At 64.1% G+C, this 22608-nt stretch carries 18 protein-coding genes; 9 read left to right on the forward strand and 9 right to left on the reverse strand.

What is annotated here, in order from left to right:
- The first annotated feature begins 69 nt into the window (after positions 1-69).
- Together B0T39_RS18795 and B0T39_RS18800 are read left to right on the forward strand one after the other, a co-directional pair.
- Positions 70-1665, forward strand: coding sequence for an EAL domain-containing protein (locus B0T39_RS18795; RefSeq protein WP_166451449.1), 1596 nt, complete (start codon positions 70-72; stop codon positions 1663-1665).
- 120 nt (positions 1666-1785) lie between these two features.
- Positions 1786-2553 (forward strand): DeoR/GlpR family DNA-binding transcription regulator, encoded by a 768-nt coding sequence (locus B0T39_RS18800; RefSeq protein ID WP_019103455.1) that lies wholly within the window; start codon positions 1786-1788, stop codon positions 2551-2553.
- A gap of 126 nt (positions 2554-2679) precedes the next feature.
- Here the strand turns inward: B0T39_RS18800 and B0T39_RS18805 are convergent, their stop codons facing one another.
- On the reverse strand, positions 2680-4269 hold the full coding sequence (locus B0T39_RS18805) for a GGDEF domain-containing protein (protein ID WP_240937303.1): 1590 nt from the start codon (positions 4267-4269) through the stop codon (positions 2680-2682).
- A 113-nt stretch (positions 4270-4382) separates the two neighbouring features.
- Between B0T39_RS18805 and B0T39_RS18810 the strand changes: the two genes are divergently transcribed.
- Positions 4383-6293 carry a ribonuclease catalytic domain-containing protein gene (locus B0T39_RS18810; protein ID WP_081549261.1) on the forward strand — a complete coding sequence of 637 codons (1911 nt, stop codon included), beginning with the start codon at positions 4383-4385 and terminating at the stop codon, positions 6291-6293.
- Between the two features lie 119 nt (positions 6294-6412).
- Here the strand turns inward: B0T39_RS18810 and B0T39_RS18815 are convergent, their stop codons facing one another.
- The 3 genes from B0T39_RS18815 to edd all read right to left on the reverse strand — a co-directional run bounded on the left by B0T39_RS18815 (position 6413) and on the right by edd (position 9944).
- A complete protein-coding gene (locus B0T39_RS18815; RefSeq protein ID WP_081549263.1) occupies positions 6413-7234 on the reverse strand; it encodes an HDOD domain-containing protein in 822 nt (273 codons plus the stop codon).
- 230 nt (positions 7235-7464) lie between these two features.
- Positions 7465-8091 carry a bifunctional 4-hydroxy-2-oxoglutarate aldolase/2-dehydro-3-deoxy-phosphogluconate aldolase gene (locus B0T39_RS18820; protein ID WP_081549265.1) on the reverse strand — a complete coding sequence of 209 codons (627 nt, stop codon included), beginning with the start codon at positions 8089-8091 and terminating at the stop codon, positions 7465-7467.
- A gap of 2 nt (positions 8092-8093) precedes the next feature.
- The gene (gene edd / locus B0T39_RS18825; protein ID WP_081549267.1) at positions 8094-9944 is read right to left on the reverse strand and encodes a phosphogluconate dehydratase; all 1851 of its coding nucleotides are present in this window, start codon (positions 9942-9944) and stop codon (positions 8094-8096) included.
- Between the two features lie 254 nt (positions 9945-10198).
- On the opposite strand from edd, the gene zwf reads away from it, so the two are divergent.
- The 6 genes from zwf (at position 10199) to gltS (ending at position 17776) form a co-directional block, all read left to right on the forward strand.
- Entirely contained in the window at positions 10199-11677 is a 1479-nt protein-coding gene (gene zwf, locus B0T39_RS18830; RefSeq protein WP_081549269.1) for a glucose-6-phosphate dehydrogenase, read from the forward strand.
- A 296-nt stretch (positions 11678-11973) separates the two neighbouring features.
- Positions 11974-12651 (forward strand): 6-phosphogluconolactonase, encoded by a 678-nt coding sequence (gene pgl / locus B0T39_RS18835; protein ID WP_081549271.1) that lies wholly within the window; start codon positions 11974-11976, stop codon positions 12649-12651.
- A complete protein-coding gene (locus B0T39_RS18840) occupies positions 12632-13657 on the forward strand; it encodes a glucokinase (RefSeq protein ID WP_081549273.1) in 1026 nt (341 codons plus the stop codon). The genes pgl and B0T39_RS18840 overlap by 20 nt, the downstream gene beginning before the upstream one ends.
- Positions 13658-13661: 4 nt before the next feature.
- Entirely contained in the window at positions 13662-14513 is an 852-nt protein-coding gene (gene hexR / locus B0T39_RS18845; RefSeq protein ID WP_081549275.1) for a transcriptional regulator HexR, read from the forward strand.
- Positions 14514-14518: 5 nt separating this feature from the next.
- A complete protein-coding gene (gene pgi / locus B0T39_RS18850; protein WP_081549277.1) occupies positions 14519-16177 on the forward strand; it encodes a glucose-6-phosphate isomerase in 1659 nt (552 codons plus the stop codon).
- Positions 16178-16558: 381 nt separating this feature from the next.
- Entirely contained in the window at positions 16559-17776 is a 1218-nt protein-coding gene (gene gltS, locus B0T39_RS18855; protein WP_081549279.1) for a sodium/glutamate symporter, read from the forward strand.
- Positions 17777-17828: 52 nt separating this feature from the next.
- Here the strand turns inward: gltS and B0T39_RS18860 are convergent, their stop codons facing one another.
- From B0T39_RS18860 to B0T39_RS18880, 5 genes are all read right to left on the reverse strand, one after another.
- Positions 17829-18506: an META and DUF4377 domain-containing protein gene (locus tag B0T39_RS18860; RefSeq protein WP_081549281.1), complete on the reverse strand. Its 678-nt coding sequence runs from the start codon at positions 18504-18506 to the stop codon at positions 17829-17831.
- A gap of 65 nt (positions 18507-18571) precedes the next feature.
- Positions 18572-19243: an META and DUF4377 domain-containing protein gene (locus B0T39_RS18865; protein WP_176219606.1), complete on the reverse strand. Its 672-nt coding sequence runs from the start codon at positions 19241-19243 to the stop codon at positions 18572-18574.
- A 317-nt stretch (positions 19244-19560) separates the two neighbouring features.
- Positions 19561-20937, reverse strand: a complete 1377-nt coding sequence (locus B0T39_RS18870; RefSeq protein WP_081549285.1) for an NAD(P)(+) transhydrogenase (Re/Si-specific) subunit beta — start codon at positions 20935-20937, stop codon at positions 19561-19563.
- A gap of 9 nt (positions 20938-20946) precedes the next feature.
- Positions 20947-21243 (reverse strand): proton-translocating transhydrogenase family protein, encoded by a 297-nt coding sequence (locus tag B0T39_RS18875; RefSeq protein WP_019101645.1) that lies wholly within the window; start codon positions 21241-21243, stop codon positions 20947-20949.
- A 10-nt stretch (positions 21244-21253) separates the two neighbouring features.
- Positions 21254-22375 carry a Re/Si-specific NAD(P)(+) transhydrogenase subunit alpha gene (locus tag B0T39_RS18880; RefSeq protein WP_081549287.1) on the reverse strand — a complete coding sequence of 374 codons (1122 nt, stop codon included), beginning with the start codon at positions 22373-22375 and terminating at the stop codon, positions 21254-21256.
- Positions 22376-22608 lie beyond the last annotated feature (233 nt).

Genomic DNA, 22608 nt, shown 5'->3' on the forward strand with positions numbered 1-22608 from the left:
GGATTGGCGCGCGTCGTCATGGCCGGACGCCGGGCTGCTTCTTGTCATTCAGTCACGCCGGGGAACCATGTGTTTTGTCGCCATCGCTTCCGTCACCTGATCAGCCGAGGCAATCAGTTCCGCGGCAGCCTCAACGCCGCGGAATGGGCCTTGGTCTTGCTGGTGGCCGTGTTGCCGGCGGCGATAGGCCTGCCCCTGACCTGGAACCGCTACCAGCTGGATGTGCAGGCGCAGCTGCAAAGCGCCGCGGGGCGCGCGGTCAATTCCGTGGACCGGGTGTTTGGTCAGGTGGATCGCTCGCTGCGCGAAGCTGCGCCGCTGGCCGGCCTGCCCTGCGCGCAGGCGCGCGGCAAACTGGTGTCGCTGGCGGCTTTCGATCCCTATATCCGTTCGCTGGGGCTGATGGACGGCCGCCGCCTGTACTGCACCTCGGTGCTGGGCGCGCAGGACACGGTGCTGCCCTTCACTCCGTCGGCGCCGCAACAGCTGATCCATCGCCAGGGTTCCGGGCCTCTGTATCCCAAGCGGCCCTTCCTGATGCGTTCTTTGCTGGGAGAGCGGGGACAGGGCATTGTCGCTAGCGTGGAGCTGGCCTATTTCAGCCCCTTGCTGCCCTGGCAGGCCGACGATGGTCACAGCGGCTCGTTGCTGGTGTTGAACCACAAGGAAGCGGTGCAATCCACCTTGCCGGGCGTCGCCGAGGTGCCGGGCAGCGCGGTGCTGCGCGTGATCGCGGCGTCTCAGCACTATCCGCTGGCGGTGCACAGCTGGGTGGACGCCGAGTACCTGTGGCGCGGCGCGTCGGCGCGTCTGCTGCGCGCCTTATTGTTGTTGATGCCGGTGGGCGTGGTGGGTGCGGCCCTGCTGCTGGGCTATCTGCGCAAGCGCGGCTCGGTCAGCGGGGAGATACTGCTGGCCTTGCGCAATCAGGAGTTCCTGCCTTACTACCAGCCGGTGTTCGACGCTTGCGGCCACCGCTGCATGGGGGTGGAAGTGTTGCTGCGCTGGCAGCATCCGCGCCAGGGCCTGGCGCCGCCGGATTTGTTCATCCCGGTGGCGGAAGCCTCCGGCATGATCATCCAGATCACCCGCTACCTGATGCGGCGGGTAGCCGCGGACATGGAGTCGCTGTCCTTGCCCGAGTGCTTCTTTGTGGCGCTCAATCTGTCGCCCAGCCATTTGCAAGATGCGCAGCTGGTGGAGGACTGCCAGGCGTTTTTGCAACACTTCTCAAAGACGCCGCCGCGCTTGGTGTTGGAAGTGACCGAGCGCGAGCCTATCCAGGTGACGCCGCAAAGCCAGCAGGTGATGGCCGAGCTGCGACGGATGCGGGTGCAGATCGCCATCGACGACTTCGGCACCGGCCACAGCAGCCTGGCCGAACTCAACCGCATTCACGCCGACCATCTGAAGATAGACCGCGTGTTCGTGGCGGCGATAGGCAGCGATTCCATTGCCAACCGCATTCTGGAAATGATCATCGACCTGGCCAAGCAACTGCGCATCTCCATGGTGGCCGAGGGCGTGGAAACCGAACAACAGCGCGCCTATCTGCAGCAAAGCGGCGTGCATTACCTGCAGGGCTATCTGCTGGCGCGGCCGATGCCGCTGGAGCAGTTGCGCGATTTCCTGTGGGGGCGGCGGAAGGGCCAGCCGGCTTCCTGAGTAAAAAATGCGCAATAAACGAACACTATTGGCCGATATCAAGTCAGAATAGTGGTTCTGTTTGCCGCTGACCCGCAAAATATGTTACTAAAGTGACGTGATTTTCGATTCCGAATAGTTATGAGCCGCTCACCCCGTCACGACAAGATTCTGCAGCTGGTCCGCGAAAACGGCTTCATGCCGATCGAAGAGCTGGCCAGACTGCTCGATGTCACCCCGCAAACCATTCGCCGCGATATCAACCAGCTGTGCGAGGCCAATTTGTTGCGCCGTTACCACGGCGGCGCCGCCTTGGGCAGCAGCGTGGAGAATGAGGACTATTTCGCGCGCAAAGGAAAATTCCAGAGCGAAAAAGCGCATATCGCGGACATGATCGCCAGCAGCATTCCCGATCATGCCTCGCTGTTCATGAGCATAGGCACCACCATAGAGGCTGTGGCCCAGGCGCTGACCAGCACGCACAAAGGCTTGCGGGTGATCACCAACAACATTCACGTTGCCTCCATCATGTCCACCAATCCGGATTTCACGGTGATGATCACCTCCGGCACGGTGCGCGCGTCCGATGGCGGCATCACCGGCGTGGCCACGCTGGACTTCATCAATCAGTTCAAGGTGGACTACGCCATCATCGGCGTATCCGGCATTGAACCGGATGGCTCGCTGCTGGACTTCGATTACCGCGAAGTGCGGGTGGCGCAGGCGATGATGTCCAACGCCCGTCACCGCTATCTGGCGGCGGACCACAGCAAGTTCGGCCGCAACGCCTTGGTGCGCATGGGCCACATCAGCGAATTCCACACCGTGTTCACCGACGCGCTGCCGCCGGAGCCGGTGACCAAGCTGCTGGAAGAACAGGGCGTGCGCCTGGTGCTGACCGAGGCCTGATGACCCGCGTGTAAGAGCCTGTTTACGATCTCGCTCTTGCTCGCGAGATCGTGAACAGGCTCTAAGCGTGCGCGAAAAAGCCGGGGCGTCAAGGACGCTCCGGCTTTTTCATTGCCCGCGCCAGGTTCAGCTAGGCATGGTTTCCACCCGGTTGCGGCCGTTGGCCTTGGCCCGGTACAGCATTTCGTCGGCCTGCTGCACCAGCTCCGTGCTGTTGCCGGCTGTGTCCAGCGAGCTGATGCCCACGCTGAAGGTCTGACGGAAATCGCCGTCCGGCGCGCGCTGCTGAATCTGGCTGAAGTCCTGACGCAGCTGGTCCATCAGTTCACGCGCTTGCGTCTGATTCGTGCCCGGCAGCACGATGGCGAACTCCTCGCCGCCGTAGCGGCCCACCAGGTCGCTGCTGCGCAGCCGTTCCTTGAGAAAGCGCGCCAGATTGATCAGCAACTCGTCGCCGGCCGGGTGACCGTGGCTGTCGTTGATGGTTTTGAAAAAATCCAGATCCAGCATGGCCAGCGACAGCGGCCGTTGATCGCGGCGCGCGCGCTGGATGCCGTACTCCAGTTGGCCGTGCAGATGGGAGTGGTTGAGCAGGCCGGTGAGGCTGTCGTTGATGATGTAGGAGCGCAGCTTGCGGTAACGGCGCGCGCGGTTGATCACGGTGACGATGAGCTCCTCAGGCGCCACCGGCTTGGTCAGGAAACCGTCTATGCCCAGGGTCAGCGCGTCCAGCTGCACCGCTTGGCGTTTTTCCACCGACAGGAACACCACGGGGATGCCGTCCAGCAGCCGTTGCTGGCGGATCACCTTGGCCAGCTCCATGCCGCTGCATTGCGGCATGTACATGTCCATCAGGATCAGGTCCGGGCGGAACTGCTCTATCATGTCCAGCACCCGTTCCGGCTGGGTCTCCTCTCGGGTTTCCACCCCCTGGGCGTTGAGCACGCTGGAGTAGAGCCCGGCCAGCGACTCCATGTCTTCCACGATCAGCACGCGCAGGGGCTCGCGTTTCTCGCCCAAATCTCCGAAGCTCAGTTGATCTATCAGCTGATGCGCTTGCAGCGGCCAGTCCAGCAGGCTGCCGGCGCCGGCGCGCACCGCCGCCAGCCTAGCCTGGAAATCGTGCAGCGGCGAGGTCAGGATCAGCGGACAGATGCTGCTGATGGTGGGCGCCAGCAAGAGGATGGGGTCGTTGGCGGCGAATTCGGTGAAGGCCACCACGGCTTCCGGCGCCATGTCCTGCAAGGCTTGGGCCAGTTTGGCCGCCTGCTGGATCACTTTGGCGTGGATGCCGTAGCAAGACAGCTGCTGGATCAGCGGCGTGGCGTCCACGTCTTGCGGCAGCCATAAATAGAGAGTGACCAGATCGCCGCTCAGCAGCTTCTCGTAGTCGATCTCCGGCAGGCCGTCCTTGCGCTCCATCATGCCCAACTGGCTGACTAGGCCCAGGTGGTGGCGCAGGCGGTTGTATCGTTCGCTTTCCGACGGCGCGGTCTGCGGTTGTTGGATCCAGCCCTGCAGCAAGCGCGACAGGGTTTGGATTTCTCCCGTGATTTCGTTGAGGTCCTGCTCGCGCACCATATCTTCCAGCCGCAGGATCAGCGACAGCAGGTGGGCGGCCAGCGGTCGTTCCCAGCGAGTGACCAGCAGGTGGCCGATGCGATCGATTTCCTGCGCCAGATGCACGCGTTGTTTGAAAGCCTGATGTTGCGACATGATCAAGTGTTCCCCGGTGGACCCGGTTGTCCGATATTCAAGTTCTGAAGCCGCGCCTTGGGCGCGCTGTTATAATTCGCCGTTGGATTGCAACGGCCTGGCAAAAATTTTTAATGAACGTTTTTTACGAAGAGAGCGGCGGCTTTAAGGTCGGCAGCATCGTTTCGCGCAATGACGCTAGTCTGCAAGTGGATACCCAGCATGGCAAGCGCGCCAAGATCAAGGCCGCGAATGTTTTTCTGGAGTTTAGTTCCGCATTGGGCGATTTTCTGCCCATAGTAGAGCAACTTGCCGCGGATATTGACCTGGATTTCCTGTGGGAATGCTGCCCGGACGACGAGTTCGGCTATGAGGCGTTGGCGGCCGATTACTGGGGCCGCGCGCCGTCGGCGGCGGAGGCCGCCGCTATCGTGTCGCGCCTGTACGGCGCGCCGATGTATTTCTACAAAAAGGGCAAGGGCCGCTACAAGAAGGCGCCGGAAGACGCGCTGAAGGCGGCGCTGGCCGGGCTGGAACGCAAAAAGCGCGAGCAGGAGCAGATCGACCAATGGGTGGCGGAGCTGAAAGCCGGCCAACTGCCGGAGGCGATCCGCGGCCAGCTGATGACGCTGTTGTGGAAACCCGACAAGAACACGCTGGAGTTCAAGGCCTTCGACCAGGCCTCGCGCGAGCTGAGCCTGCCGCCGCTGCGGCTGGCGGACAAGGTGGGTGGCATCTCTTCGGTGCCGGATTACCTGATGGCCGGCTTCATGCTGGAGTTCTTCCCCAAGGGCCGCGGCTTCGGCAAGTACGAACTGCCTACGCTGCCGGAAGAGCTGCCGCTGTCGCCGGTGCGCGCCTTCTCCATCGACGACGCCAACACCACCGAGATCGACGATGCCTTGTCGGTGCAGGACCTGCCCAACGGCAATAAGCGCGTGGGCATTCATATCGCCGCGCCGTCGTTGGGAATAGAGATAGGCTCTCCGCTGGAGAAGCTGGTGCTGTCCCGTCTGTCCACCGTGTATTTCCCCGGCGACAAGATCACCATGCTGCCGGACGATCTGGTGGACATGTTCACCCTCAAGGAAGGGCACGACTGCCCGGCGCTCAGCCTCTATGTGGAGGTGACGCCGGAGTTCGAGCCGGTCGCCTACGAAAACCGCATCGAAAAAGTGCATATCGCCGCCAACCTGCGCCACGCCGCGCTGGAGCAGTTCTTCAACGAAGAGACGCTGGCTTGCGATCCGGGCGTGGACTATCCGTTCAAGCAGGAGCTGATCTGGTTCTGGCAGTTCGCCGAGGCCTTGGAGAAGCGCCGCGGCAAATACGACCCGACCCGGCCGGTGCAGATGGATTACAACTTCGACGTGGTCGACGGCAAGGTGTTGATCACCTTGCGCAAACGCGGCGCGCCGATGGACAAGCTGGTGTCCGAGCTGATGATCCTGGCCAACAGCGAGTGGGGCCGGATGCTGGCCGAGGCCGACATCCCCGGCATGTACCGCGCGCAGAGCATGGGCAAGGTGAGGATGACCACGCGGCCCGAGCCGCACACCGGCTTGGGCGTGGCTCAATACGCGTGGGCCACATCGCCGTTGCGCCGCGCCACCGACTTCATCAACCAGCGCCAGCTGATGTCGATGATCCGCGAGGAGAAGCCGCAGTTCGAGCAAGGCGACGCGATGTTGTTCGCCATCCTGCGCGATTTCGACACCACTTACTCCGCCTACCTGGGCTTTCAGGACCGGATGGAGCATTTCTGGTGCCTGCGCTGGTTCAGCCAGGAAGGGGTGTCCAATCCCACCGCCGCCTTCATCAAGGAGGACTTGGTGCGCATCGACGGCTTGCCGATGCGGGTGCGCATCCCGGGCCTGCCGGAACTGGCGCGCGGCGACCGCATCCAGCTGTCGGTGATTCGCATCGACGAGCTGATGCAGGAGATCGAGCTGCGCTGCGTCGGAGTGCTAGGCCATGTCGATGCCGCCGAGGACGAGGAGACCGAAGCGGAGACGACGGGCGAGGCGAGCGGCCAGGCTGGTTGAGTCCGCAATGCGAGACGTGCGAAAGGCGGCCTAGGCCGCCTTTTTTGCGTCCGGCTGGACGGTTCCTAGAGCAGTTTCAACGCCGTATCGCCGATGTGCAGTAGATCGTAAACAGCTTCTTAGAACATCTCGTCCAGCGAGGTGCAGGCCTCGCGCAACTCCGGCAGCGCTTCCGCCAGCGCCTCGCGGTGCAGGCCGGCGCGTTCCATCACGCTGGCCGGCAAGGTGGCCAGCATGTCTTCCTCGCTCATCTCGTGGCAGAAGCCGGAAATCATGAAGGACGCCAAGCCGATCAACAGCGCGTACGGCGACACCTCCTCATTCAGCAGGTCGTGCTGGTTGAAGATGGCCTCCTGGATTTCGTCCGGAAAATTCCAGCGCCGTGCCAGCTCGGCCCCCACCTCGGTCAAATCCATGCCCAGCAGCATGCGTTCGGTGGCCACCCGGTCGGCGCCGCCGGCGACGATGCGGTCTATCTGCAGCGCCTGTTCCGGCACCGCCACATAGAGCACCAGTTCGCCGATATTGGACAGCAGGCCGCAGGTATAGCCCAGTTGCGGGTCCAGCTTGGCCAGCCTGGCCAGCCGCTTGGCGGCGTTGGCCATCGCGAAGCTGCGCTGCCAGAACGCTTTCATGTCGAAGCCCTGGATGCCCAGCGTGGCGCCGGTGACGCCGGAGGCGATCACCAGCACCCTGAGATTGTCGAAGCCGAGCAGAATGATGGCGTCGTCTAGAGAGCCCACGCGCCGGCTGCCGCCGAAGCGCGCGGTATTGGCCAAGCGCAGCACGCGCGCGGTCAACACCTGATCATGTCCCACCTTGTCGGTAATTTCATCGATGTTCACGTCGGTGCGGTGAAAACTGGCCACCAGCTCCTGGACCACCTTAGGCACCATGGGCAGCTTGCCCGACGCTTTTTCAAATATTTCCGCCACTTGCATATGGGTCTCCAATATGAGGATCTGTTGACGCCTGTTTTCCAGCGGAAAAACAGGCGTCAACAGACCCAACGGTGCCGGCGCGGGCGTGGGCCGGCGGCGATGAAGTCCTGCTCCTTGAGCTTAGGCAATTGGCGGGGGAAAGGAAGGACAAAACCGGACAGGGGCGCGCCAGCGACGGACTGCCCCAAAAAAAAACAGGGCCGGGAGGCCCTGTAAAGAAGCAACGTCGTTTAATTCCTCTGCAGCTGGCTGGCTTCCCGCGCCAGCTGGGTGATGCGGTCCCAATCCCGGTTGGCGATGGCGTCGTCCGGCGTTAGCCAGCTGCCGCCCACGGCCAGCACATTGGGCAGCGCCAGGTATTCCGGCGCTTTCTTGATGTCGATGCCGCCGGTGGGGCAGAAACGCAGATCGGAAAACGGGCTGGCCAGCGATTTGAGCAGCTTGACGCCGCCCACGGCCTCGGCCGGGAACAATTTCTGGATGGTGAAGCCTTCGTCTTGGGCGCGCATCGCCTCGGACGGGGTGGCCACGCCGGGAATCAAGGTCAGATTGGCGGCGCGGGCGGCGGCGCCCAGCTCCGGGGTGAAGCCGGGGCTGACGCCGAACTGCGCGCCGGCGTCGATGGCGGCTTCCACATGGGCGCGGGTGCGCAGGGTGCCGGCGCCCACGATGGCGCCCGGCACTTCGTCGCGCATGCGGCGCATCGCCGCCAGCGCGGCCTTGGTGCGCAGCGTCACTTCCAGCACGCGCACGCCGCCGGCCACCAGCGCCTGGGCCAGCTCCACGGCCACGGCCGCGTCGTTGACGATGATCACCGGAACAACCGGGCCTTGGCGCAGCAGGGTCAATGCGTCCATATTCATTTTCTCCAAGAAGCGGGGTGGAAGTCGGGATGGCGGAAGCTGGTGGCGCCGGCTTCGGCGTGGTCTGCCACCGAGCGGAACACCGCGAACAAGTCCCGGCCCATGCCAAAATCATTATGCGTCAGGTCGGCCTGCGCCTGTTCGCGCGCGGCCCATTCGGCGTCGTCTACCAGCACGGTCAACTCGCCGCTATTGGCGTCCAGCCGCATCGGGTCGCCGTCGCGCACTTTGCCGATCGGCCCGCCGGACAAGGCTTCCGGCGAGACGTGGATGGCGGCCGGCACCTTGCCGGAAGCGCCGGACATGCGGCCGTCGGTGACCAGGGCCACCTTGAAGCCGCGCTCCTGCAAAATGCTCAGCGCCGGGGTCAGCTTGTGCAGTTCCGGCATGCCGTTGGCGCGCGGGCCCTGGAAGCGGATCACCGCGATAAAGTCTTTTTCCAGCTCGCCGCGCTTGAAGGCGGCCAGCATGTCGTTTTGGTCGTGGAAGATCAGCGCCGGCGCTTCCACCAAGCGGTGTTCCGGTTTGACCGCGGACACCTTGATCACCGCGCGGCCCAGTTTGCCGGACAGCAGCTTGAGGCCGCCGTCTGCGGAGAAGGGGTCGGCGGCGGTGCGCAGCACGCTGTCGTCTCCGCTGTCGGTGGGCGCGTCGCGCCATTTGAGCTCGCCGTTGTCCAGCCACGGCTCTTGAGCGTAGCGCGACAGGCCGCGGCCCGCCACGGTGCCCACGTCTTCGTGCAGCAGGCCGGCGGACAGCAGTTCGCGGATCACGAAGCCCATGCCGCCGGCGGCGTGGAAGTGGTTCACGTCGGCCTTGCCGTTGGGGTAGGCGCGGACCAAGAGCGGCACCACGGCGGAGAGTTCGTCGAAATCGTCCCAGTTCACGGCGATGCCGGCGGCGCGGGCAATGGCGACGATGTGCATGGTGTGGTTGGTGGAGCCGCCGGTGGCCAGCAGGCCGACGATGGCGTTGACGATGGACTTCTCATCTATCATCTCGCCCACTGGAGTGAAGGCCTTGCCCTGGGCGGCGATCCGGGCCGCTTGATGGGCGGCGGCGCGGGTCAGCGCCTCGCGCAGCGGGGTGCCCGGATTGACGAAGGCGGCGCCGGGCAGGTGCAGGCCCATGATCTCCATCAGCATCTGATTGGAGTTGGCGGTGCCGTAGAAAGTACAGGTGCCGGGGCCGTGGTAGGACTGGCACTCGGATTCCAGCAACGCGTCGCGGCCCACCTTGCCTTCGGCGTACAACTGGCGCACCTTGGCTTTTTCATCGTTGGCGATGCCGGTGGTCATCGGGCCGGCGGGAACGAACACCGCCGGCAAGTGGCCGAAGGACAGCGCGCCTATCAGCAGGCCGGGCACGATCTTGTCGCACACGCCCAGATAAAGCGCGGCGTCGAACATCTGGTGGGACAGCGCCACCGCGGTGCTCATCGCGATGATGTCGCGCGAAAACAAGGACAGCTCCATGCCCGGCTGGCCCTGGGTCACGCCATCGCACATCGCCGGCACGCCGCCGGCGAACTGAGCGGTGGCGCCGGCCGCCAGCGCCGCTTCCTTCAGCTGCGCCGGATAGGTTTCCAGCGGCTGGTGGGCGGACAGCATGTCGTTGTAGGAAGAGACGATGGCCAGATTGGGGCGGTGTTCTTCCTTAAGATGTATCTTGATGCCGTCGGGCATGGCGGCAAAGGCGTGAGCCAAGTTGGTGCACGACAATTGCGAGCGCTCCACCCTTCCCTGATGGGCTGCTGCGCGCAAGCGGTCCAGGTAGGCGGCGCGCGTTGCCTGGCTCCGGGTGACGATGCGCTCGGTAACGGCGGACAGGGTGGAATGCAAGGCCATGATGACGTTCCGTGTTGAAGTGGGTTGATAGTAGTTTTACTACACTCAAAATGCAAGACGCGCTCCAGCGCCGTCTGGCCATGATACGCCCGGCGCCGCTGGGCAACACCCGCCGTTGCTGCGATTGAGAGAATTGTTTGCTTTGAGGCAAAAGGTGTTGCAAAAGCGGCCTGCGTCAGCGTGATGACATGGACAAGGCAAAAGCTGGTGGTAATATAACTACATCTACAAACATCTCGAGATGGAAGATCAGGATGGATACCCGTACTACGCCAACCCCGGCCTTCGATATGGTGTTGTTCGGCGGCGCCGGCGATCTGGTGATGCGCAAGCTGCTGCCCTCCTTGTATCAGGCGCATGCGGCCGGCCTGCTCAATCAGCAGGGCCGCATCCTGGCGCTGGGCCGCAAGGAACTGAGCCGCGACGACTACCTGGCCTTTGTCGAGAAGAACTCGCGCCAGCACGTCAAAGCCCATTTCGACGCCGCCGCCTGGGACAGCTTCTGTGCGCGGATCGAATACCTGAAAGTGGACGCCTCGCAGCCGCGGGATTTCCCGGCGCTGGCGGACAAGCTCAAGGGCGACGACGGCCGCGTGGTGGTCTGTTATCTGGCCACCGCGCCCAATCTGTTCGCCGGCATCTGCGAGAACCTGGCGGCGGTGGGCCTCAATAGTGGCAATGTGCGCGTGGTGCTGGAAAAGCCGCTGGGCACCGACCTGGATTCCTCCAACGAGATCAACGACGACGTGGCGCGCTTCTTCAAGGAAGAGCAGCTGTACCGGATCGACCACTACCTGGGCAAGGAGTCGGTGCAGAACCTGATGGCGATCCGCTTCGCCAACGCGCTGTTCGAGCCGCTGTGGCGGCGTGAATGGATACACGACGTGCAGATCACCATCTCCGAAGACTTGGGCGTGGGCAGCCGCGGCGATTTCTACGACGGCACCGGCGCGCTGCGCGACATGGTACAGAACCACCTGCTGCAACTGCTGTGCATCGTGGCGATGGAGCCGCCGGCCAATATGGAAGCCGACGCGGTGCGCGACGAAAAGCTCAAGGTGCTGAAGGCGCTGCGCCCGTTCAGCGAGCAGGACGTGGCGGCCAAGACCGTGCGCGGCCAATATAAGGCCGGCGCCGTGGGCGGCCAGCCGGTGGTGGGCTATCTGAACGAGCAAGGCATCCCCGCCGACAGCCAGACCGAAACCTTCGTCGCGCTCAAGGCCGAGATCGACAACTGGCGCTGGGCCGGCGTGCCCTTCTTCCTGCGCACCGGCAAACGGATGCAGGAGCGGGTAGCCGAGATCGTCATCAACTTCCGCGACGTGCCGCACCAGCTGTTCAACGGCCCGATGAGCGGCAGCCACACCGCCAACCGGCTGGTAATCCGCCTGCAGCCGGAAGAAAGCATCCGCCTGTACTTCCTGGCCAAGGAACCGGGCGACAATATGCGCTTGCAGCCGGCCTATCTCGACCTGGACTTCTACAAAGCCTTCAAAGTGCGTCGCGCCGACGCCTACGAGCGCCTGCTGCTCGACGTGATCCGCGGCAAGCTGGCGCTGTTCATGCGCCGCGATGAATTGATCGAAGCCTGGCGCTGGGTAGAACCCATCATGGACAGCTGGAGCCGCAGCAGCAATCTGCCGCCCAAGCAGTACACCGCCGGCACCTGGGGGCCGGCGGCGTCTAGCGCTTTGCTATCGCGCGATGGGATAGGCTGGCACGAGGAATGCTGATCCATCTGCTGCGCGTCCCGATCTCGAATGCTGCGGTGCTCGCCGTACCATTGTACGGCTGCGCGTCTCGCTTCGACCTCGAGGCGCTCGCGACGATGGCTGTCCTATGCTGACCGTTTGCCGCGCGTCCCGATCTCGAATGCTGCGATGCTCGCCGTACTACCGTACGGCTGCGCGTCTCGCTTCGACCTTGGGCCGCTCGCGACGATGGCTGCTCCATGCTGACCGTTTGCCGCGCGTCTCGATCTCGGGGCTGCGATGCTTGACCTTAACTTCTTACCCGCGGAGCGCCGCTGATGAACTGCGTAGAATTTTCCGATAGCGAGCAACAGTCCACCGCGCTGGCCAATAGCGTGGCCTCGCGGCTATCCGCCGCCATCGCCAGCCAGGGCGCCGCCGTGCTGGCGGTGTCCGGCGGCAAATCGCCGATTCCCTTCTTCCACATGCTCAGCACCATGGCGATAGACTGGTCCAAGGTGACCGTCACCCTGGTGGATGAGCGTTTCGTGCCGGACAGCCATCCGGACAGCAACGCCGCGCTGGTGCGCGCCCACTTGCTGCGCGACCGCGCCGTGGAGGCGCGCTTTCTGCCTTTGGTCGGCGACGCCGCGGACATCGACGCCGAGGTGGCGCGCGCCAACGCCGGCTTCGTTCCGCCCACCGTCGCCATCCTGGGCATGGGCGAGGACGGTCACACCGCCTCGCTGTTCCCCGGCGCCGACGAGCTGACGGCCGGGCTGGACCCGGCGTCCGCTGCGGCCTTCCTGGCGGTGACGCCCAAGACCGCGCCGCACCGCCGGGTGTCGATGAGCTACGCCGCGCTCTTGCGCGCCGGCTGTCTGATTCTGTCCATCCAGGGCGACAAGAAGCGCCAGGTGCTGGACGCCGCCGCCAAGGGCGTCAGCGACGCGCTGCCCATCAGCCATTTCCTGGCCCAGAACAAGGTGGAGCTGGATGTCTACTGGTCTGCCTGAGCAATGGCCGCGGCTGCTGGCCGACATCGGCGGCAGCAACGCCCGCTTCGCGCTGGAAACCGCGCCTGGCGTGATAGAGGACATCGAGGTGCTGCCCTGCGCCGGCCATCCCACGCTGCTGGACGCGGTGCGCGCCTATCTGGACCTGGCCGGCGCGCGCGCGGTCGCCCACGCGGCTTTCGGCATCGCCAACCCGGTGCTGGGCGACTGGGTGCAGATGACCAATCACCATTGGGCCTTCTCCATCGAGGCCACGCGCCGGGCGCTGGGCCTGACCACGCTGCTGGTGATCAACGATTTCACCGCGCTGGCGCTGGCCCTGCCGCATCTGCCGGCCAGCGAACTGCTGCAAATCGGCGGCGGCGAGGCGGAGGCCGGCGCGCCGCTGGCGCTGATCGGCCCCGGCACCGGCCTGGGCGTGTCGGCGCTGATTCCCTATCCGGGCGGCCATGCGCCCTTGTCCGGCGAGGGCGGCCACGTCGGCTTCGCTCCGTTTGACGAGCGCGAGGCCGATATCTGGCGTCACGCGATGCGGCGCTTTGGCCACGTGTCCGCCGAACGGCTGCTATCCGGCTCCGGCATCCCCTTGATTTACCAAGCCTTGTGCGAGCGCGCAGGCGAAACGGCCGCGGAATTGGACCCGGCCGAGGTCACCGCGCGCGGCTTGTCCGGCGCCTGTCCGCGCTGCCGCGAAACCCTGGAAGTGTTCTGCGGCATGCTGGGCGGCGCGGCGGCGAATCTGGCCCTGAATCTCGGCGCCCGTGGCGGCGTGTATCTAGGTGGTGGTATCGTGCCGCGTCTACGCGGTTTTTTTGAACAATCACCATTCCGCCGCCGCTTCGAGGATAAGGGACGGATGTCCGGCTATCTGGCCGCGATTCCGGTCTATCTGATCGTCAGCTCCTACCCGGCCTTGCCGGGCGTGGCCGCCCATCTGGCGGCCGAACTGGCGAGCGCCCGCGCCCGACCCCGGGCGCATCCTGACGACGGCGCGGCAGGAGAGTAAATACATGCTTGAACGTATCAGGAGCCAATTGGAGATCCTGTCCTCGGCCGAGCGCAAAGTGGCCGAGCTGGTGCTGGAACAGCCTTACACCGTGATCCAGGCGGCGGTGGCCGACATCGCCAAGAACGCCGGCGTCAGCCAGCCCACCGTGATCCGCTTTTGCCGTACCGTGGGCTGTTCCGGCCTGCCGGATTTCAAACTGAAACTGGCCGGCAGCCTGGTCACCGGCGTGCCCTATGTGCACTCCAGCGTGCGCCCTGAAGATCCCACCTCGGAAATCGTCGCCAAGGTATTCGACAACACCGTGTCCGCGCTGCTCAAGTGCCGCAACGATGTCAATCCGCAGTCGATAGAGTCCGCGGTGAGGTTGCTGACCGACGCGCGCCGCATCGAATTCTACGGCCTGGGAAACTCCGGCATCATCGCCGCGGACGCCCAGCACAAATTCTTCCGCTTCGGCATCCCCACCGTCGCCTATTCCGACACCCACATTCAGATGATGGCGGCGTCGGTGCTGGGCCCGGGCGACGTGCTGGTGGCGATTTCCAGCTCCGGCCGCACGATGGAGTTGCTGGAAGCCGTGGACGTGGCCTTGGCCGCCGGCGCCAGCGTGGTGGCGCTGACCACCAGCGGCTCGCCGCTGGCGCGCCGCGCCACCGTGGCCTTGATCGCCGACACATTGGAAGACAATGAAACCTACAGCCCGATGATTTCGCGCATCGTGCACCTGGTGCAGATCGACATCCTGGCGGTGAGCGTGGCGCTCAAGCGCGGGCCGGGCCTGATCAGCCAGCTGGAAAAAACCAAGCACAGTCTGAAGAACCGAAGGCTGGACAACAAAACCGAAGAGGATTGACCATCATGAGCGAACTGACCGAACTGCCGGCCTGGCAGGCACTATGGGACCATTTTGCCGAGGCCAAGCACCAGCACATGCGCGATTTGTTCGTCTCCGATCCGGAGCGGGCGGAGCGCTATGCGCTGGAGGTGGGCGGCCTGTTCCTCGACTATTCCAAAAACCGCATTACCGACGACACCCTTAAGGGCTTGATGCAGCTGGCGCGCGAGTCCGGGCTGCCCGCCAAGATCAAGGCCATGTTCAAGGGCGAGAAGCTCAACAGCACCGAAAACCGCGCGGTGTTGCACGTGGCCCTGCGCAACCGCACCAACTCGCCCATCCATGTGGATGGCGAGGACGTGATGCCCAAGGTCAACTCGGTGCTGGAGCGCATGGGCAAGTTCGCCCACGCGGTGCGCTCCGGCGAGTGGCTGGGCTACACCAACCAGCCCATCACCGACATCGTCAACATCGGCATCGGCGGCTCGGACCTGGGTCCGTTGATGGTCTGTAGCGCGCTCAAGCCCTTCGGCCACCCGCGGCTGAACATGCACTTCGTCTCCAATGTGGACGGCGCCCAGCTCAAGGAAACGCTGAAGAAGGTGCATTCCGAGACCACCCTGTTCGTGGTGGAGTCCAAGACCTTCACCACGCAAGAGACGCTGACCAACGCGCTGACCGCGCGCGACTGGTTCCTGCAGCGCTCGCGCGATGAAAGCGCGGTGGCCAAGCACTTCGTCGCGGTGTCCACCAACCAGAAGGCGGTGGCGGATTTCGGCATCGACCCGTCGAACATGTTCGAATTCTGGGACTGGGTGGGCGGCCGCTACAGCCTGTGGTCGGCCATCGGCCTGCCCATCATGCTCTATCTGGGCGAGGAGAACTTCACCGAACTCCTCAACGGCGCCCACATCATGGACCAGCATTTCAGAAACGCGCCGTTCGAACAGAACATGCCGGTGCTGCTGGCCATGATTGGCGTCTGGTACATCAATTACTACGGCGGCGGCAGCCATGTGATCGCGCCTTACGATCAATACCTGCACCGCCTGCCGGCCTTCATCCAGCAGCTGGACATGGAGTCCAACGGCAAGCAGGTGATGCTGGACGGACAGCCGGTGAACTTCGAAACCGCGCCCATCATCTGGGGCGAGACCGGCATCAACGGCCAGCACGCCTTCTTCCAGCTCTTGCATCAAGGCACCCACATTTCGCCGATCGACCTGATCGCCTCGGTGCAGAACTGTTCCAGCCTGCCCGGCCACCATGAAATCCTGCTGGCCAACGTGTTCGCGCAGGCCGAGGCCTTCATGCGCGGCAAGACCGCGGACGAGGTGCGCGCGGAGCTGGCGGAGCAAGGCCTTAAGGGCGAGGCGCTGGAAGCGCTGGTGCCGCACAAGGTGTTCGGCGGCAACCGGCCCACCAACACCCTGCTGATGAGCCGCTTGAACCCGCGCAATCTGGGTTCCTTGGTCGCGCTGTACGAGCACAAGATCTTCGTTCAGGGCGTGATCTGGCACATCAACAGCTTCGATCAGTGGGGCGTGGAGCTGGGCAAGCAGCTGGCCAAGACCATACACGCCGAGCTGACCGGCAAGCTCAAGCACGCCGAGCACGACAGCTCCACCCGGCGGTTGATCGAGCTGTACCGTCAGGTCAACGCCGACGACTGCAAGTGCTGAGCCGGACGGCGGACCATTGAAAACGCGAGGCCTTGGCCTCGCGTTTTGTTTGGGTCACGCGCATCGCTGCGCACGATCTGCTGCGCTTCGTGGGATGCCCCACGGTGAGTACGGCTTCAGAATGCTCATGTACCGCTTGTACATTCCGCTTCTCCAGCCGCAACGCCTTGTCTCGCTCTTGCTCGCGAGATCGTGAACAGGCTTTAAGACTGCGGCGACGGACAAGCTGGGAGGGGGGGAGGCGGCATCGCCTCCCCCGACCGTTTGGGCTGGCGTTTGGCGTGGATATCGTTAAACTATTCATCAAATGCCGGCTTAGCCGGCATTGGCTTGTCCGCTCTCAGCCCGCGTCGGCGCGGCGCATCAACCCGGAATCCCGTCATGGAAAAGATGGTGCAGTACGAAGTCCACTCCTTTATCAGCTTCACTCTGGCGATCATGCTGTTGTTCATCGGCAAGGCCCTGACCCTGCGCTACGAGATCCTGCGTCGCTACAGTATTCCCGAACCGGTGATAGGCGGTTTCGCCTGCGCGGCGGCGGTCACCTTGCTGTACTTTGCGTTTGGGGTGCAACTGAGTTTCGACTTGCAGATCCGCGACTACTTGCTGCTGTATTTCTTCGCCGCGCTGGGCTTGAAGTCGGACCTGGCTTCCTTGAGGCGGGGTGGCAAGCCCTTGGCCATCCTGCTGGCGTTGGCCAGCGTCTTCATCGTGTTGCAGAACCTGCTGGGCATGGGGATGGCCGCCGGCTTCGGCCTGAATCCCAAGGCCGGCCTGATGGTGGGCTCGGTGGCGCTGACCGGCGGCGTCGGCACCACGCTGGCGTGGGCGCCGATTTTCAGTCAGACGCTGGGCATAGGCAATGCGTTGGAATTGGGCATCGCCAGCAATACGGTGGGCCTGATCGCCGCTTGCGTGATCGGCGGCCCGCTGGCTCATTACCTGATCCGGCGCCACCGGCTGACCCCGTCCGCCGACACCGCGCTGGAGGTGGGCACCGTCTATGCGCAGAAGCACGCGACGCTGTCCTACTACGATGTGCTGTGGGTGTGGATGTGGTTGAACCTGGCGCTGATGCTGGGCTACGGCTTTAATCTGGGTTTTGTCGCCGCCAAGCTGACGCTGCCGCCTTTTGTCAGCTGCCTGATCGCCGGCATCCTGATCCGCAACCTGGGCATGTGGCTGCTGGCGAGACGCGGCCTGCGCGCGGAGCCGGCTTCCGGGCTCAGCCTGGCGCTGATTTCCGATATCTGCCTGGGCATGTTCCTGACCATGGCGCTGATGGGGATGCAGTTGTGGGAACTGCACGGCTCGGTGCTGTTCATCTTGAGCACGCTATGCCTGCAGGTGCTGTTGACCATAGGCTTCGCGTTGTGGGTAGTATTCCGCTGCATGGGCGGCGATTACGAGGCCAGCGTGATTGCCGCCGGCTTCGGCGGCATCGGCCTGGGCTCCACCGCCACCGCCATTGTCAATATGAGCGCGGTGACGCAGCGTTATGGCGCCGCGCATCTCGCGTTTCTGATCGTGCCGCTGGTGTGCGGCTTCTTCATCGACATTGTCAACGCGCTGATCATCGGGGCGATGGCCGGGGTGTGAGCCGGCGCCGCGCGGCCATGGGCACAGGACCGGCCGCGTGGCGGCAAGGCGCTTACTTGCCTACGACTTCCTGCTCCACCACCATGTCCAGCACCCAGCGGAGGGACGAGGCGTCGGCCGGCGGATTCTCCACCTTGAATTCCTTCAGGCGCAAACGGTAGGCGATGCCCGGCTCCGGCTTGAAGCCCTCGATCTCGCCGTAGTGCAGCTGCCATGGCTGGTCCTTGCTTTCGCGGATCTGCAGGCATTGCATCGGCACCACGCCGGTGCAGGGCTTGCGCTCGGCCGCCACGTAGACGAAGCGGGTGACGCCGCCTTCCAGCGAAGGCTGGCGCTCAAAGCTCAGCGTCTTGTCGCCGGCTTGCAGGGTCAGTTTGTCGCCGTCCAGCTTGACCGCGGGCTTGGCGCCCAGGAAGGCGGCCAGCGCGCGGTCGCGCTCCATCGCCTCCGGCGGACACATCATCAGGGTGCTGGCCAGCTGCTTGCTGACCAGTTGGCCGCCTTCCAGCGACACCGGGCCGAACATGCCGTTGCAGCCGGCGCGGGCGGACACGCCGCCGTCCTTGAAGCTCAGGGTGATCGGGTGCTCGGCGGCGGCTTGTTTCCATTGGCCGGCCAGCGCGTCCAGTTTGATATCCGCTTGAGCGTCCATTTTGGTTCCGGTTTGCGGGGTGGCACAGGCGCTCAGGGCGGCTGCGGTCAGTGCGGCGAGCAAAAGCGATTTTTTCATTATCGATGTTCCGTGGTTAAGGGCAGGGACGGGACGCACTAGGAGCGCCCGTCGTTCTCAAGAGTTCAGCGTAGCTTGCTGACTTCCTCGCTGTAGACGATGCGTTCCAACGTCCAGCGCGAGCCGGCGTCGGCCTGCGCCGCCGGTTTCAGCTTGATGTAGTAGCTGACGCCGGGCTTGGGGTGGAAGCCGGCGATTTCGCCTTGCAGCGGCCGCCAGCTCTGCTCGGCGCGTTCGCGCACTTGCAGGCAGTCGCGGGAGGCTTCGCCGTTGTGGCAGGCCTGGCGTTCGGGCGCCACGTACAGGTATTGCAGCTTGGCCGGCTGGGCCGCCGGGTCGGCGTTGGGCGACAAGCGCACGAAGCGGTACTCGGCGCGTTCCGATTTCAGCACCAGCTTCTGCGCGCGGCCGTCCGGCAGCACGCGGAAGGGGCTGGAGAGGAAGGCGATGAAGTGTTGCTCCATCTCCATCAGCGGCGGCCGGCAGGCCATGCGGGTGGTGGCCACCTGCGCTTTGCCCTTGGCGTCAACGGTGCGGATGAAGCGGTTGCAGCCGGCGAAGCCGGTCATCTTGCCCGGCTGGAAGGCCACGGTGGGCGGCTGGCCCGCGGGCGCAGGTTCCACCATCCGCCATTCGGTTCCCTGCAGATTGGGCATGGCCAGCGCCGGCAGCGGCAAGGCCAGCGCGCCCAGCCACAGCGCCGCCAGGCGACGGGCGGAGAAGCCTGTATTTTGCATTGCCATACTCCATGTATAAACAAAAACTAATATTTGTTTACAATACACCTGATAACCGCCGCTTGTGAAGCGCGGCGGCATGGAAAAGCAGGGCTCGAAATAGACGGAAACAAAAAACCGCCCAAGCTTAAAACATTGGGCGGTTTTGATATGCCTAAGGCATGAGGCGGCGCCTTAGAGCCTGTTCAAAGTCTCGTGAGCAAGAGCGAGACAAGGCGAAAACGAGCGAAAAAGCGGAATGTACAAGTGGTACATGAGCATTTTGAGCTTGTTTTCAACGCCGTATCGCTGAAGCGCAGCAGACATTGAACAGGTTCTTACAGCTGCTCCACTCCCCTGAGCAACTCCTCCACCACCTTCTTGGCGTCGCCGAACACCATCATGGTCTTGTCCATATAGAACAGCTCGTTGTCCAGACCGGCGTAGCCGGCGTTCATCGAGCGTTTGACCACGATCACGCTGCGCGACTTATGAGCGTCCAGGATGGGCATGCCGTAGATCGGGCTGGTTTTGTCCTTCTGCGCGGCCGGGTTGACCACGTCGTTGGCGCCTATCACCAGCACCACGTCGGTGTTGGAGAAGTCGGAGTTGATTTCCTCCATCTCCTGCACCTGCTCGTAGGGCACCTCGGCCTCGGCCAGCAGCACGTTCATATGGCCCGGCATCCGGCCCGCCACCGGGTGGATGGCGTAGCGCACGTTGACGCCTTTCTGATGCAGGATTTCGGCAAACTCCTGCAAGGCGTGCTGAGCGCGCGACACCGCCAGGCCGTAGCCGGGGACGATGATCACGCTGTCGGCGTTGGCCATCAGGAAGGCGGCGTCCTCGGCGGAGCCGGACTTGTGGTTCTTGGGCCCGCCGTCGCCGGCGCCGCCCCCCGAGGCCGTCTCGGCGCCGAAGCCGCCCAGCAGCACCGCGACGATGGAGCGGTTCATCGCCTTGCACATGATGTAGGACAGAATCGCGCCGGAAGCGCCGACGCAGGCGCCGGCGATGATCAGCACCGGGTTGTTCAGCGTGAAGCCGATGCCGGCGGCCGCCCAACCGGAGTAGGAGTTGAGCATGGACACCACCACCGGCATGTCGGCGCCGCCGATCGGAATGATCAGCGTCACCCCCAGCGCCAGCGCGATAGCCAGCATGGTCAGGAAGGCGGCCTGGCTGTCGCTGAGGAAATACACCACGCCAAAGCCAACCATGGCGACGGCCAGCAGCAGATTAAGCAGATGCTGGCCCTTGAAGTTCACGGCCTTGGAGCCGAAGCGCCCGGACAGCTTGCCGTAGGCGATCACCGAGGCGGTGAAGGTGATCGCGCCGATGAAGGCGCCGATGAACAGCTCCACCTTTTGCACCTGGGTGTGCTCTACCCCGCTGTGGAAGATGGCCGCCACCGCGATCAGCACCGCGGACAAGCCCACCAGCGAGTGCATCGCCGCCACCAGTTCCGGCATGCCGGTCATCTGCACGGTCTTGGCTTTCCACGCACCGATGGCGCCGCCGGCGACAATGGCGGACGCGATCAGCGCCAGCACCGGTTTGTCCATGATCAGCAAGGTGGTGGCCACGGCGATGAGCATGCCTATCATGCCGTAGAGGTTGCCGCGCAAGGCGGAGGCCGGACTGGACAGCCCCTTGAGCGCCAGGATGAACAACACCGCGGCGATGAGATAAAGAATTGCGGACAGGTTTTCCATCTTGGTCCCTTATTTCTTCTTTTTCTTGAACATGTCCAGCATCCTCTGAGTGACCAGGAAGCCACCGAAGATGTTGATGCTGGCGAGGAAGATGCCGATGGTGCCCAACACCGAGGTGAGGGTGATTTCGGAACCGTTGATGTCCACCACCTGCAGCATGGCGCCGACGATGATGATGCCGGAAATGGCGTTGGTCACCGCCATCAGCGGGGTGTGCAGCGCGGGGGTGACGTTCCAGACCACGTGGTAGCCGACGAAGACGGCCAGCACGAAGACGGTGAGGCTGGTGATGAAGGGATCTACCATCTTGTTCTCCTTAGTCGGCGGCGGGGAAGCGGACCTGGCCGGCGTGGGTCACCAGCGTGGCGGACAGGATCTCGTCTTCCAGATTGAGGTTCAGGCCTTCCGGCGTCAGCAGCAGGCCGAGGAAGGTCAGCAGGTTCTTGGCGTACAGGCTGGAGGCGTCCGCCGCCAGCAGGCCGGGCAGATTGGTCTGGCCGACGACGGTGACGCCGTTGTCCAGGCGCACGGTTTCGCCGGGGCGGGTCAGCGCGCAGTTGCCGCCGGTTTCCGCCGCCAGGTCCACGATCACCGAGCCCGGCTTCATCGCCGCCACCACCTCGGCCGACAGCAGCTTGGGCGCCGGTTTGCCCGGGATCAGCGCGGTGGTGATCACGATGTCCGCCGCCTTGGCGTGCTTGGCCACCAGCTCGCCCTGACGCTGGCGATAGCTCTCGGACATTTCCTTGGCGTAAACGCCGCTATTGGCCATTTTCTCTTCCTCGCTCATCGGCACTTCGATGAACTTGGCGCCCAGCGATTCCACCTGCTCCTTGGTGGCCGGCCGCACGTCGAAGGCCTCCACCACCGCGCCCAGGCGCTTGCCGGTGGCGATGGCCTGCAGGCCGGCCACGCCCACGCCCAGGATCAGCAGCCGCGCCGGCTTCACCGTGCCGGCCGCGGTCATCAGCATGGGCATGAAGCGCGGATAGTGCTGAGTGGCCAGCAGTACCGCGCGGTAGCCGGCGATGTTGTTCTGGCTGGAGAGCACGTCCATGCTCTGCGCGCGGGTGCTGCGCGGCAGCAATTCCAGCGCGAAGGCGGAGACGCGTTTGGCGGCCAGCGCCGGCAGATTGTGGTTGTGGTAGGGGTTGAGCTGGCCGATCAGCGCCGCGCCGTCCTTCAGCGCGGCGATGCCGTCTTCGTCCAGCGGGCGCACCGTCAGCACGATGTCGGCCTGGGCCAGCGCCGCGGCGCGGTCCGCCGCGATGACGGCTCCGGCTTCCTGATAGGCCGCGTCCGGCTGCGCGGCCGCGAGGCCGGCGCCGCGTTCCACCGTGACGGCGTGGCCGCCGGCCACGAGCTTCTTCACCGTGTCCGGCGTAGCGGCCACGCGGTGTTCACCGGCCAGCCTCTCGGCTGGGATAGCGATATGCATGGTCTTCCTTTCCTGCGATTAGATAACAAAGATTCCAGATAGCGAACGCCCGTGCGGCGCAAAATCGAACGAGCGTTTGAATTCAATTAAAGGCATGCGGGATTTTTCCGCGCAACACTTATATTGCCGACCGTATACCGTCGGACAATTTCGACGGAGAAAGGGCCGGATGCTAGCAAAACCCTACAGCAGCGATGTGACGTGAATCAGACAGAGGCCAGTCAACGGCTGTT

Source organism: Chromobacterium haemolyticum (genome assembly GCF_002081825.1).
Lineage (GTDB): Bacteria > Pseudomonadota > Gammaproteobacteria > Burkholderiales > Chromobacteriaceae > Chromobacterium > Chromobacterium fluminis.

Coding starts and splice junctions, on each gene's coding strand:
- B0T39_RS18800 (WP_019103455.1), top strand. CDS start 1,786: ATGAGCCGCTCACCCCGTCACGACAAGATTCTGCAGCTGGTCCGCGAA.
- B0T39_RS18805 (WP_240937303.1), bottom strand. CDS start 4,269: ATGTCGCAACATCAGGCTTTCAAACAACGCGTGCATCTGGCGCAGGAA.
- B0T39_RS18810 (WP_081549261.1), top strand. CDS start 4,383: ATGAACGTTTTTTACGAAGAGAGCGGCGGCTTTAAGGTCGGCAGCATC.
- B0T39_RS18815 (WP_081549263.1), bottom strand. CDS start 7,234: ATGCAAGTGGCGGAAATATTTGAAAAAGCGTCGGGCAAGCTGCCCATG.
- B0T39_RS18820 (WP_081549265.1), bottom strand. CDS start 8,091: ATGGACGCATTGACCCTGCTGCGCCAAGGCCCGGTTGTTCCGGTGATC.
- edd (WP_081549267.1), bottom strand. CDS start 9,944: ATGGCCTTGCATTCCACCCTGTCCGCCGTTACCGAGCGCATCGTCACC.
- zwf (WP_081549269.1), top strand. CDS start 10,199: ATGGATACCCGTACTACGCCAACCCCGGCCTTCGATATGGTGTTGTTC.
- pgl (WP_081549271.1), top strand. CDS start 11,974: ATGAACTGCGTAGAATTTTCCGATAGCGAGCAACAGTCCACCGCGCTG.
- B0T39_RS18840 (WP_081549273.1), top strand. CDS start 12,632: ATGTCTACTGGTCTGCCTGAGCAATGGCCGCGGCTGCTGGCCGACATC.
- hexR (WP_081549275.1), top strand. CDS start 13,662: ATGCTTGAACGTATCAGGAGCCAATTGGAGATCCTGTCCTCGGCCGAG.
- pgi (WP_081549277.1), top strand. CDS start 14,519: ATGAGCGAACTGACCGAACTGCCGGCCTGGCAGGCACTATGGGACCAT.
- gltS (WP_081549279.1), top strand. CDS start 16,559: ATGGAAAAGATGGTGCAGTACGAAGTCCACTCCTTTATCAGCTTCACT.
- B0T39_RS18860 (WP_081549281.1), bottom strand. CDS start 18,506: ATGAAAAAATCGCTTTTGCTCGCCGCACTGACCGCAGCCGCCCTGAGC.
- B0T39_RS18865 (WP_176219606.1), bottom strand. CDS start 19,243: ATGCAAAATACAGGCTTCTCCGCCCGTCGCCTGGCGGCGCTGTGGCTG.
- B0T39_RS18870 (WP_081549285.1), bottom strand. CDS start 20,937: ATGGAAAACCTGTCCGCAATTCTTTATCTCATCGCCGCGGTGTTGTTC.
- B0T39_RS18875 (WP_019101645.1), bottom strand. CDS start 21,243: ATGGTAGATCCCTTCATCACCAGCCTCACCGTCTTCGTGCTGGCCGTC.
- B0T39_RS18880 (WP_081549287.1), bottom strand. CDS start 22,375: ATGCATATCGCTATCCCAGCCGAGAGGCTGGCCGGTGAACACCGCGTG.